The organism is Microcystis sp. LE18-22.4A (genome assembly GCF_027531105.1).
In the GTDB taxonomy this organism is placed as follows: domain Bacteria; phylum Cyanobacteriota; class Cyanobacteriia; order Cyanobacteriales; family Microcystaceae; genus Microcystis; species Microcystis aeruginosa.
In genome coordinates this window covers 1-11834 of sequence record NZ_JAPZRB010000372.1, presented here as the reverse complement: position 1 = coordinate 11834, position 11834 = coordinate 1, and the positions used below count along the sequence as shown (strand labels likewise).

Here is an 11834-nt window from a genome sequence, read left to right as displayed (position 1 = left end):
GGAAAATCCCTGGACTTTTTCCCTGAAAATTAGGTAACTGACCACCTGAAAATAGGTAAAACCCCACACCCCACACCCCACACCCCACACCCCACACCCCGCCCCCATGTAAATCTTTTTAAGCAAAACCGAACTGGGGTACACCGCGTTAATTTTGTCCGAATACTTAAAAAAAACCGGCGGTGTACACCAATTTTTTTTGGCTAAAAGTGTTTTTGGGGGGGGGGGGGGGGGGGGGGGGGGTGGGGGGGTGGGGGGGGTGGGGTTTTACCTATTTTCAGGTGGTCAGTTACCTAATTTTCAGGGAAAAAGTCCAGGGATTTTCCCCCCGATCCCCGCAACGGCTGGTACTTTTTGAGGGAAAAAAAGTCTAAAAGTCTGATCCAACAAGGTTTTTAGATTTATTCAGCAAGCCCTACTTAAAGCGATCGATTCTCTAAACAGGCTCTCTTGTCCTTGCTGGATTGTATCCCAACAGCTTGATCAAAGGTTGACGTTAGGCTCTAGTCTATACCGACAATCTCGATGATCGATCCTGTTGATTACACAGCAGCCGAGAGAGCCGATTACTCGATTAACAGACAAACTTTAATGGTTGGATTTTACTCTCTTTCAACCAACCTCGAAAACAGTTTTGTTAGCCCCTCAGTCCCTTGGCAAAATCCATCTATTGGTGGGGAAAACGCTGCATGGTTCCGAAAAAATCACCACGAATTCCTTTAGAATTGCACCAGATCAAGGCTCACGAGTTTTATCAAAAACGGCTGGCATCGGGTAAAGAAGGCAATGAGATAGATGACTGGCAGCAAGCGAAAGAATATTTTAGCCAACATCCCAGAGCGATTCTTGCTTGGAATCTAAAGATGCCCTATCGCCGGGGAAAAAGGCTAATTAAAAGATTGTTGCTATCGCTCCAGTCTCTTGTCAGAGTTGCTTGGAAACTGCTAATCTTTCCCTTCTGGCTATTTCAGCAAATACCGGGGCTTTTTGCCCGTGAAGACAAAGACAGCCGCACCTTTGCCATTGATGTGGTCAAAACGATTATTTCTGCCCTGGGATTAATTGCTACCCTTTTGGCAGGAATTGGGCTTATTGTCAATTATTTCAATTCTCAAGCGGAAAGGCAACTGACTCAGCAACGTCTGATTACCGAGCGCTTCTCGAAAGCTGTCGAGCAAATCGGTAGTGGTAAAGAGGAGGTGGTAATTGGCGGCATTTATTCCCTAGAGCGAATTGCCAAAGATTCTCCCAAGGATCAATGGACAATTATGGAAGTGCTGACTTCCTACATTCGTAAAAATTCCCCCATTCCCTCGAATATTCAACAACTGAAGCCAGAGGAAAGAGAGAAGACCCCAGAAAAGCTCCCTTCCGTGAGTATTCCAGTTCAGGCCGCTTTAACGGTAATCGGGCGGCGTAAAGGGGATAATTTGGCTGAAACAACTGACTCTAATAAAATTAAAATTCTTGATTTAAGTCGGACAAATTTGAGGGGAGTCAACCTCAACCGAGCCAACCTCAACCGAGCCAACCTCGACGGAGCCAACCTCAACGGAGCCTTCCTCGAAGAAGCCAACCTCAACGGAGCCGAGGGTCTTAATCCAGAACAAATTAAATCGGCCTGCTTTTGGGAAAAAGCAATACACAGGGGAGCCTACTGGGATACTGATAAACAATTATGGGTGGCTGCAGACCGGGAAGCCAATCAACGAGAAATCGAGAAACTCAAAAGGGACAAAAACTCAGATCCGCCAAATCCGATCGATTGTAATACTAAATAGGGTTTGCGGCAAAAAGTACGGGCGAAGCATTCGGATAGAAAATCTCCGGTTTCACGGATAGGTTATGCCCAAATGCTTCGCCCCTACAGGACGCGGGCCGATGAAGACGCAAGGTTTGGAAGCACGATTCTCTCAAAATCTTGCACCTGTTTGGCGAGAAAAGCCACAAAACCCTTACCTTACCTACATTTCACATTTATTCAGCCAACCCTAAATACTTTAACTTTTGGCGATTTAGGATCAGGTGACGAAACTAGCATTTTCCCCTAATTGAAGCGAAAAAACCCCGCATGACTTCAAGAAATCACCGGGGTTTTTAGGAAAAATAGGGATAGGGAAGGAATTTAACCCTCGGTTTCCTCTCTGGTTTGGATAAACAGAATCAAGAGGAAAACAGTGGGTACTAGGACGAATAGGATACTAGCGATAAAGCCGAGATTATTTACCTGCATGAGTTAACTCCCTTAAGTGACAACGGATTTGCATTAAAGATTAACTCCTAGAATATCATCCCAGAGGGCGTTGCTGATTTGAGAGGGGAAGTGGGGAAGTGGGGAAGTGGGGAAGTGGGGAAGTGGCAGAAAGTTCCGAGGTTTCCTTCCCCACACCCCACACCCTACACCCTACACCCTACACCCTACACCCCACACCCTACACCCTACACCCCACACCCCACACCCTACACCCTACACCCCACACCCTACACCCCACTTCCCACTCTATTTTAATTTGATTGCCATAATTGCCAAGCTTTAACGAGATTTCCCCCCATCAAGGCAGCCACTGCATTTAAAGTCTTAATTTCCTCACTATCGGGATTTAATTGTCTAGCTTTATCTAAGACTTTTTGGGCTGCTTGCGGTTGCCAATCGTAGAGATAAATAAAACCTTGATAAGCATAATGATAGGGATTATAGGGGTCAATTTTAATCATTTCCTCCGTGGCTTTTATTGCCCCTGCCACATCCTGTTGTAGTACCTTAGAAATTGCTAATCCGTAGGCTAAAGATAATTTATCGGGGGGGTTTTGTTGCTGTAAACGATAGGAAAAAGCCTTGTCTGCTTGCAGCACATAATCCTGAATAGAATCGTATTGATTGATACGATTAGTTAACTCAAAAATTGGCTCAATACCCGTTAATCCTTGACCAATATTAGCAGACTTTAAGCGCAATTGGGTCACTAAATCTAATTGGGGCGTTGCTAACTTGGGAACTTGAGGATCGATGGTAATTTGAGCATTAGTTTTAATTGGATAGGTTTCGCCAGTTTCCCGATTGAGATAGACAGCAGATAAGCGATAAACTCCGGGGGTTGCTGCCGACTGCATGGCGGTTTTTTCAGTAACTTCAAAACCATTTTGTTGCTCTTCTGGAGTTAATTTTTCTGCCATTAATCCCCCCATAGCAATACCATGATCGTGCATCCAATAATCCTTACCGTCCACTTCTTGCCAGGTTAAAATCACTATCCCTGACTTTAATTGTTGCCAGTCTCCTGCCCATTTATAAACCACAGAAATTGGTTGATTAGGAGAAGCTTTTTCGGTAATGGCAATCTCTCTTAATTCCACCTGTTTTGGTGCAGTTTCAAGGGGTTTAACCGTGACGGAGGGGTCTATTTTACGGTGTAGGGAAAGGGTACTATCATCCGGTAGCTGCCAAGTTTTTTCCACTTGGAAATCTGAACCAGTGGCGACTCGATTAACAATTTTTTTCTGGACATCGGGGACAGAACCCTGTTCACCAGTTTTAGTTAAAAACCAATTTAAAGAATTGACATCCTTTTCAATATCTTCTTCCCGAACTCCCACCTGTCTGCCGGCAACCTGGGAATTATGTTTACCACCGTAGAAAGAGAAGGTATGTTGATTTAATTCGGGGGTGGAAGGTAAAACCCCTAGAGTGCTGCGAAGATAGGGAGAATCGGCTAGAATCTCTTTAACTACTTCTTCCTGTTGCCAGCCGGTTTTTAAATAGGGATGGTGTTGTAATTCGGGACTGAAAACGTTAGTAATTAGCTCTCCCCCCAAGGGGAATAAATTTAAGCTGGTGAGAATAGCGGCAATAGTTATCGTTCCCCAACGGATACTGGGGGCAAAACGACCACGCCAAGATAATAAACCAACGGATAAAATTAAGGATAAAGTCGGTAAAAGCGGCAAAATATAACGAGCATCTTTATTGATATTTAGGGATGATAATAGGTATCCCCCCAGCAGAAAAACTCCTAACCAAATCCACACAGGACGATTAACCTTATCTTCGGTTTTTCTATGGCGTAATGAGATTAATAATCCCACCAGGGGAACTAATAACAATACCCAAGAAAGAAAATAGGGTAAAACTTGGGCGTAAAATGTCCAGGCATCTGGACTGGTAAGAGGCGGATCTCCCTCCAAAATCGCCGAATCTACCGTGGCACGTTTGCCCGCGGTTAACATTAATAACCAATTCGTCCGATACCAGGGAAACATTAACAATGCTGCCGTCAAAAAACTGAGCATTAATTGCGCTAGATTGCCCCAACGTTTTCGCCGGAGATTTTCGCCCAATACCCACAAAATCGGTAAAAAGAGGAAAAATAGGGCGGTTTGTTTGACTAACATCCCTAAACCGAAAGAAATCCCGAAAGCGATCGCTTTTAGCCAGCCTTGACCACTAAATCGCCACCATGTCAAGCATAAGTAGGAAAACGTTACAATTGCCGCTAAGGGAAAATCTAAGAGATATTCGAGGCGATAATAGTATAAACCTGGAAGAAATTGACAGATTAAGACCGCCCAGAGTGCTACAGTCCCATTAAAGAGGATAATTCCCAATCCGTACACAGAAAAGAGCAGTAGGGCGCTATAGATAGCCATTACCCACATACCCGCGTCAAGACTAATACCAAAGAGATTAAAGAAGGGAATCGTTAAAAGATAGGTTAAAGGGGGAATTTTCGGGGACATTAGCCATAAACTGCGCCACCAATCCCCGTCAAACCAGCGCGGATTTTGGAAAGCTTGGGTATAGATAATCCCACCGTTGAGATAATCGGCCTGATCCCAAGCAGGAATAGTATGATCGAGACTAAACCAGAATCTATCGACTAATATCCCCAATATCCAAATAATAGTGACAATAATTAATTCCTGTCTCCTATCTAGCGATCGCTTCAAAATGACTTCTCCCCAGTGCAACTCTCAATTATTTTGCCACGCCCTCAAGCGCCCCTGAAAAAATCGCCAGCAAGAAACACCAGACCGATCAAGGTAAAATAAAGATTTAGTGAAAAATTGTAACAGGAACTTGACAAATGCGAGTGGTGATCGTTGGTGCGGGATTAGCGGGAATGGCAACAGCTATCGATCTGGTCGATGCGGGCTGTACAGTAGAAATCTTAGAATCTCGTCCCTTTGTCGGTGGAAAAGTCGGTAGTTGGGTAGATGCGGACGGTAATCACATCGAGATGGGCTTGCACGTCTTTTTCGGTTGTTACTATAATCTTTTTGAGTTAATGAAAAAAGTGGGCGCTTTTCAATCCCTACTACTCAAAGAACACACCCACACTTTTATCAACGAAGGGGGAAAAATCGGCGAATTAGACTTTCGTTTCGCCGCGGGTGCGCCTTTTAACGGTTTAAAAGCCTTTTTTACCTCCTCCCAACTCTCAGCAGCCGATAAAATCTTTAATTCTCTGGCCTTAGGTACAAGTCCCATCGTCCGCGGTCTGATAGACTTTCAAGGAGCGATGAAAACGATTCGGGATCTGGACTCGATTAGCTTTGCCGATTGGTTTCGTAGCCATGGCGGTAATGAAGGCAGTTTAAAAAAAATGTGGAATCCGATCGCCTATGCCTTAGGATTTATCGATACGGAAAATATCTCGGCCCGTTGTATGCTGACGATTTTCCAATTTTTTGCCGCTAAAACCGAAGCTTCCGTCCTGCGGATGTTAGAAGGTTCCCCCCACGAATACCTGCATAAACCGATTATTAACTATCTGGAAGCTCGGGGCGCCAAAATCTCTACCCGTCGTCAGGTGCGGGAAATTCTCTATTCTGGAGAGGGCGAAAATCTGCAAGTTAATGGACTGATCGTCGCTAACGGAGAAACCACGGAAACTATCACCGCAGATGCCTATGTTTGCGCTGGTGATGTCCCCGGTGTTCAGCGTCTCATTCCCCAAGATTGGCGGAAAATGACGATTTTTGACAATATTTTCCGACTAGAAGCTGTTCCCGTCGCCACGGTACAATTGCGTTTTGACGGTTGGGTGACGGAGTTAAATGATGCCGAAAAACGCCGACAACTGCAAAAAGCGGTGGGAATTGACAATCTTTTGTACACCCACCAAGCGGATTTTTCCTGTTTTGCAGATCTTGCTCTCACCAGTCCTAGGGATTATTATCGCCCCGGAGAAGGTTCTTTATTACAGTTGGTTTTAACCCCCGGGGATCCTTTTATTAAAGCTAAAAATGAAGATATCGCCCAGCACGTTTTAGCGCAAGTCCACAAGTTATTTCCCTCCTCGCGGGAGTTAAAGATGACTTGGTTTAGTGTGGTGAAATTAGCCCAGAGTCTCTATCGGGAAGCACCGGGGATGGATGTCTATCGTCCCTCGCAAGCGACTCCTATTGCTAACTTTTTCCTGGCTGGCAGTTATACCCAACAGGATTACATTGATAGTATGGAAGGGGCGACTTTATCGGGTAAACAGGCAGCCAAAGCGATCCTACAACAGGCCGAGCGCCAGAAATCTTTAGCCACGGTTTGATTAAACAGCCAGCAATCTCGTCTCTTGAGAAGGGATTGCCTCTAGACTTGTTTTCAGTGGCAAAAGATAACCGCTATAGCTAACTTGGCAAGTCAGTCTCTCAGGGCAAGCTATACAAAAAAGACCGATCGAGCTAGACTCGTAAAAAGATAACTCCATCTAGAAGGCTTACCCTAGACTGGAAAGAACGTCGGAAAAATCTCGTCAGAAATAGGAGTCAATCGAGTTTATGCCAGAGCTTGCTGTACCATTAGAGCTTGATTTCACCAGCGAAACCTATAAATCAGCCTATAGTCGCATTAATGCCATCGTTATTGAAGGCGAATACGAGGCCAATAGCAATTATATTCAATTAGCAGACATCCTCGCCGATAACAAAGAAGAGTTACACCGTCTGGCAAAAATGGAAAACCGTCACATGAAAGGTTTTCAAGCTTGCGGCCAAAATTTGAAAATCACTCCTGATATGGATTATGCCAGAGAATTCTTTGCCTCTCTGCACGATAACTTCCAAATTGCCTACGCAGAAGGTAAAGTTGTCACCTGTTTATTAATCCAATCTTTGATTATCGAAGCTTTCGCGATCGCTGCCTATAATATTTATATTCCTGTTGCTGATCCTTTTGCCCGTAAAATTACTGAAGGCGTAGTTAAAGACGAATATTTACATCTCAATTTTGGCGAAGAATGGCTAAAAGCGAACTTTGAAACCGCTAAAGAGGAATTAGAAGCGGCAAATCGCGCTAATCTGCCCATTGTCTGGAGAATGCTCAATCAAGTCGAGGATGATGCTCGCGTCCTCGGGATGGAAAAAGAGGCCCTCGTGGAAGACTTTATGATTAGCTACGGGGAAGCTTTAAGCAATATCGGTTTCAGCACCCGTGATATCATGCGGATGTCTGCCTACGGATTAACTGCTGTCTAAAGCTTGAGCATCGAGATTTCTTTTTTTCCCCTGCTGCCGCTCAACACAGAGCGGCTCTTTTGTGTATTATATTTAAGAGTCTTAACGATTTCTTAGCAATATCCTAATTTTTATCTAGTGCCATCTAGTTTAACGAAAGAACAATCAATGTTTGGTCTTATAGGTCATCTTACCAGTTTAGAACACGCCCAATCGGTCGCCGACGATCTAGGTTATCCTGAATATGCTAACCAGGGATTAGATTTTTGGTGCGCTGCCCCCCCGCAAATTGTCGATGATTTTCATGTCACCAGCATCACGGGGCAAACCATCAGAGGAAAATATATCGAATCCTGTTTTTTACCGGAGATGTTGTCGAATCGTTGGGTAAAGTCTGCTATTCGTAAGGTGCTAAATGCCATGGCACTCGCTCAAAAAAGTGATATCAACATCACCGCACTCGGTGGTTTTTCTTCAATTATTTTCGAGGAATTTAATCTCAAAGATAATCGACAGGTGCGGAATATCGAGCTAGATTTTGGCCGTTTCACCACCGGTAACACCCACACCGCTTACGTCATCTGCACTCAAGTAGAAACCCTCGCTGAAAAAATGGGCATCGATTTAGCTCAATCTACCGTCGTGGTTTGCGGGGCAACTGGAGATATCGGCAGCGCCGTTTGTCGTTGGTTAAATGAAAAAACCGATACAAAAGAACTAATATGTGTGGCACGCAATCAAGAGCGTTTACAATCTCTGCAAGAGGAGTTAGGACGCGGTAAAATTCTTCCCCTAGAGGAGGCTTTACCCCTGGCTGATATCATTGTTTGGGTGGCTAGTCTGCCTAAAGGGGTGGAAATTGATCCAGATAAACTCAAGCGCCCCTGCATTATTATTGATGGTGGTTATCCGAAAAATTTAGGCACGGTGTTAAATGCCCCCGATATTTCGGTGATTAAGGGCGGCATTGTCGAGCATTCCCTCGATATTGACTGGAAAATTATGAAAATCGTCAATATGGATATTCCCTCTCGTCAAATGTTTGCCTGTTTTGCCGAGGCGATTTTATTAGAGTTGGAGGGTTGGCAAACTAATTTTTCCTGGGGACGCAATCAAATTACCGTCCCTAAAATGGAACAAATCGGCGCAGCTTCCCGCAAACACGGTTTTCAACCTTTGTTATTTTAATTAATATCCCCAACCCCCCACCGACCACGGAATTAGAAGTTTCAGGCGACAAATAATCAGGAGTGAGTGCTTGACTTTGGCGGCGGCTTGGGCTATGATTGTATTATAATGGGATGGTCGTGTTTAAGGTTGAATGCTTGGATTACCATTATGAATAAACTCTTTTAAAAATATTATCCCAAAATCTCCGGACAAAAGCAAGCAAAATTTTGCCATCAATTGTTAAGTTTTGTTAAGAAAAATGGCAAGAGTGGCAAGGAAGAGAACTTCCTTAGCTGATCAGTCCGATATCCTTGATAGTTTCTCATGACTTTTGGGGGAATTATAGAAGTGTGGGCCTGATTTTTAGCTTTCTAGCAAAGACGACAAAACCACTAAACCCTATGAAAACTTGGTTAGAAGATCGCGGTATTTTACCCGCTTACGGTGGTGGGGTAATCATTGGCATTACCCTCTGTTTTTTCGGAGCTGCGACCAATACCATGGCGGGATGGTTGTATGCTATCTGTGGCACGACGATCGCTGTTTTAATTTTATCGATAATTTTACCCCGTCGTTCCCTTCTTCCCCTGAAAGTGCGTCGTCTTGCCATTGTACCCGTAAGTGCGGGAGACGATCTTAGTATTAGCCTAGAGATAGAAAATACTAGCAATCAGCCGATAAATCTGTTAGAAGTGACAGATATCCTGCCTATAGTTCTCGATCAGCCAAAAATAACCCCAATAGAAGTGATTGCCTCCAAAAGTTGCCATCGTTGGACTTATTATTTACCCACCAGTAAACGGGGTATTTATCACTGGCAAGAAGTACAATTAAGAACAGCAGCCCCTCTCGGTTTATTTTGGTGTCGTCGTTGTCAGCAAGCAGCGGCTAAAGCTTTAGTTTATCCCCAAATTTTACCCTTACAACAATGTCCCCTGATCGATTCCCTTGGTCAAGAGATGGAACAAAAATTAGAAAATAATCGCTATTATCAAAGGGCTAGTCAAGGACTTACCCGTAACCTGAGACAATATCGCCAGGGTGATTCTACCCGTTTAATTCACTGGAAAACTAGCGCCCGTTTGGGAGAATTTCAAATTCGGGAATTAGAAGTGTTAACGGGAGGACAGGAAGTGATTATCTGTCTCGATACCCTCTGTGATTGGCAAGAAGACAGGTTTGAACGGGCGATTATTGCCGCTGCTTCCCTCTATTTTTATGCCCATCGTCGGCAATTAAATGTGAAACTCTGGACCGGTGAAACGGGTTTAATTCAGGGGGAAAGGGTCATTTTAGAAACTTTAGCGGCTATAGACGCAAAAGCTAGTCAAAAAAATGCTAATCTGCCTAATTTACCTGTAATTTGGTTGACAAGTAACTTCAATTCCATCGAACAACTCACCCCCGGCAGCCGTTGGTTATTTTTCCTCGCTGCCGATTCTAGGGAGAGTCCTTCACTCTTAATCCGACAGTTGAGCGGATTGGCGATCGAACCAGAAACTTCTCTACAACAACAATTGCAAAAACCCCCTCGTTGAGGAAATTTCCGTTCATAGTCTAGATTGAGAGGAGATTCTCCGGAAAAAAATGCCCGTATCCCCGAAAAAGATGTTATGATAAAAAAGACTCGGACTCATGCGATCGCAACGCCTTAACCTTGTCAGGACCGGAAGGTAGCAGCAATACGGGATGCTTGTGACTGGCGTGATCTCCGGGTCTTTTTGTTGCCTGTGACGGTCGCTGTTGTGAACGCTTTCAAAACTTTTCGATCGCTTACTGCCGAGACTCGTAGTCAACTACTCTTCCTCTTCGTCACGGCGCTGTTTTTCTGGATAAGTATTACCACTCTCCTCCCCACTCTCCCCACCTATATTGACTCCCTAGGCGGTAGCAAACAAGATATCGGTTTTGTCATGGGGGCCTTTGCTATCGGTTTAATTTTATCGCGCAGTTGGTTAGGCAATCTAGTCGATCGCCGCAGTCGCCAATTAGTGGTTTTATTTGGAACTATTGTCGCCGCTACCGCACCCCTCGGTTATCTATTTTTTCGCGATCTTTCCTCTTTATTCGCCGTCCGCGCCTACCATGGTCTCAGTATCGCCGCTTTTACCACCGGTTACAGTACCCTAGTGGTGGATTTTTCCCCCGTTCGTCAACGGGGAGAGATAATTGGTTATATGAGCTTAACTGCACCCCTAGGCATGGGAATCGGTCCAGCTTTAGGCAGTTATCTCTACCAATCGATCGGTTATAACGGTTTATTTCTAGTTTCCGCCGCTTCAGGAGCGATCGCCTTTCTCTTGGGTTTCTCCATTCAAGAACCGGACTTCAAGAAAAAATTAGCCCAAATGAAGGCAGAAAATCAGACAATCGAGCGCAGTTTTTGGGCATTATGTCAAGAGCGAGCTTTTTTAGTCCCTACCTTAGTTTTTCTATTGGTCGGTACTTTATTCGGCGGTTTAGTCGCTTTTTTACCCCTGTTTCTCCTCGAAAATCAGATTCCTGTCAGTGCTGGTCTATTCTACAGCTGTGCGGCAGTATCGGGGGTAATCGGACGGATTTTGTCGGGAGGAGCCAGTGATCGCTATGGACGGGGTTTATTCATCACTATTAGCGTTTTTTGCTATGGTTTATCCATGTTGGTTCTATCTTCTGCCCGATCTTCCTCCGCTTTAATTTTAGCCGCTATCCTCGAAGGTACGGGAGGGGGGATTTTATTCCCTATGTTACTGGCTTTAATCTCCGATCGCTCTGGGCCCCAAGAACGCGGCCGGGCCTATTCTATCTGTATCGGCGGTTTTGATGTGGGAACAGCCTTAGCCGGTCCAATTCTGGGGGTTTTAGCAATTTCCTACAAAACTATGTTTAGTTTATCGTCAGGATTAGCTGTTATCGCTCTCTTTCTCTTTTTTACTCTCTCTAACCCCACCATACGCCATTCTTTTCTCTTCGCTTTCGGCTTAGAAAAAGATCGTTATGCTCTGCGCGGACAATTACAATAAAGCTTACTGAAAAAGTTTTTCCTAGGGCAGGGTTATTTAATAGGTTTGAGGTGGAAAATTATCGGGAATATCTAATTCAAATACTTGGTCATGAATCCGAGCCACATAAAACCCTTCTTGGAGAATTTTTTCCCGTAATCCTGGTGATAAATCAACCGCCGCTAATATGCCATAGAGTTTTTTATCTTTGTGTTCAGAGAAAAAGCTACGAAACCG

At 44.4% G+C, this 11834-nt stretch carries 8 protein-coding genes, 1 other RNA gene and 1 pseudogene; 7 read left to right on the top strand and 3 right to left on the bottom strand.

What is annotated here, in order from left to right; translation table 11 throughout:
- Window positions 1-689 precede the first annotated feature (689 nt).
- Window positions 690-1781: a pentapeptide repeat-containing protein gene (locus tag O9295_RS16665; protein WP_288033967.1), complete on the top strand. Its 1092-nt coding sequence runs from the start codon at window positions 690-692 to the stop codon at window positions 1779-1781.
- A gap of 344 nt (window positions 1782-2125) precedes the next feature.
- Here the strand turns inward: O9295_RS16665 and psbM are convergent, their stop codons facing one another.
- Window positions 2126-2233: a photosystem II reaction center protein PsbM gene (gene psbM / locus O9295_RS16660; RefSeq protein ID WP_002745897.1), complete on the bottom strand. Its 108-nt coding sequence runs from the start codon at window positions 2231-2233 to the stop codon at window positions 2126-2128.
- Window positions 2234-2505: 272 nt separating this feature from the next.
- Complete coding sequence (locus tag O9295_RS16655) at window positions 2506-4944, bottom strand: glycosyltransferase family 39 protein (RefSeq protein WP_288033965.1); 2439 nt, start codon at window positions 4942-4944, stop codon at window positions 2506-2508.
- Between the two features lie 137 nt (window positions 4945-5081).
- On the opposite strand from O9295_RS16655, the gene zds reads away from it, so the two are divergent.
- The 6 genes from zds (at window position 5082) to O9295_RS16625 (ending at window position 11618) form a co-directional block, all read left to right on the top strand.
- Entirely contained in the window at window positions 5082-6542 is a 1461-nt protein-coding gene (zds, locus tag O9295_RS16650; RefSeq protein ID WP_288033964.1) for a 9,9'-di-cis-zeta-carotene desaturase, read from the top strand.
- Between the two features lie 229 nt (window positions 6543-6771).
- Complete coding sequence (locus O9295_RS16645; RefSeq protein ID WP_190720391.1) at window positions 6772-7467, top strand: aldehyde oxygenase (deformylating); 696 nt, start codon at window positions 6772-6774, stop codon at window positions 7465-7467.
- Between the two features lie 147 nt (window positions 7468-7614).
- Window positions 7615-8634 (top strand): long-chain acyl-[acyl-carrier-protein] reductase, encoded by a 1020-nt coding sequence (locus O9295_RS16640; RefSeq protein WP_012267666.1) that lies wholly within the window; start codon window positions 7615-7617, stop codon window positions 8632-8634.
- Between the two features lie 383 nt (window positions 8635-9017).
- The gene (locus tag O9295_RS16635) at window positions 9018-10154 is read left to right on the top strand and encodes a DUF58 domain-containing protein (RefSeq protein WP_288033962.1); all 1137 of its coding nucleotides are present in this window, start codon (window positions 9018-9020) and stop codon (window positions 10152-10154) included.
- Between the two features lie 86 nt (window positions 10155-10240).
- An RNA gene (ffs, locus tag O9295_RS16630) (signal recognition particle sRNA small type) lies at window positions 10241-10337 on the top strand.
- A gap of 9 nt (window positions 10338-10346) precedes the next feature.
- The gene (locus O9295_RS16625; protein ID WP_288033961.1) at window positions 10347-11618 is read left to right on the top strand and encodes an MFS transporter; all 1272 of its coding nucleotides are present in this window, start codon (window positions 10347-10349) and stop codon (window positions 11616-11618) included.
- A 36-nt stretch (window positions 11619-11654) separates the two neighbouring features.
- Here the strand turns inward: O9295_RS16625 and O9295_RS16620 are convergent.
- Window positions 11655-11834 (bottom strand): annotated as a pseudogene (locus tag O9295_RS16620) (DUF3782 domain-containing protein); the annotation flags it as partial.

Excerpts from the sequence above, each read along its gene's own strand:
- O9295_RS16665 (WP_288033967.1), top strand. The coding sequence starts at position 690 with ATGGTTCCGAAAAAATCACCACGAATTCCTTTAGAATTGCACCAGATC.
- psbM (WP_002745897.1), bottom strand. The coding sequence starts at position 2,233 with ATGCAGGTAAATAATCTCGGCTTTATCGCTAGTATCCTATTCGTCCTA.
- zds (WP_288033964.1), top strand. The coding sequence starts at position 5,082 with ATGCGAGTGGTGATCGTTGGTGCGGGATTAGCGGGAATGGCAACAGCT.
- O9295_RS16645 (WP_190720391.1), top strand. The coding sequence starts at position 6,772 with ATGCCAGAGCTTGCTGTACCATTAGAGCTTGATTTCACCAGCGAAACC.
- O9295_RS16640 (WP_012267666.1), top strand. The coding sequence starts at position 7,615 with ATGTTTGGTCTTATAGGTCATCTTACCAGTTTAGAACACGCCCAATCG.
- O9295_RS16635 (WP_288033962.1), top strand. The coding sequence starts at position 9,018 with ATGAAAACTTGGTTAGAAGATCGCGGTATTTTACCCGCTTACGGTGGT.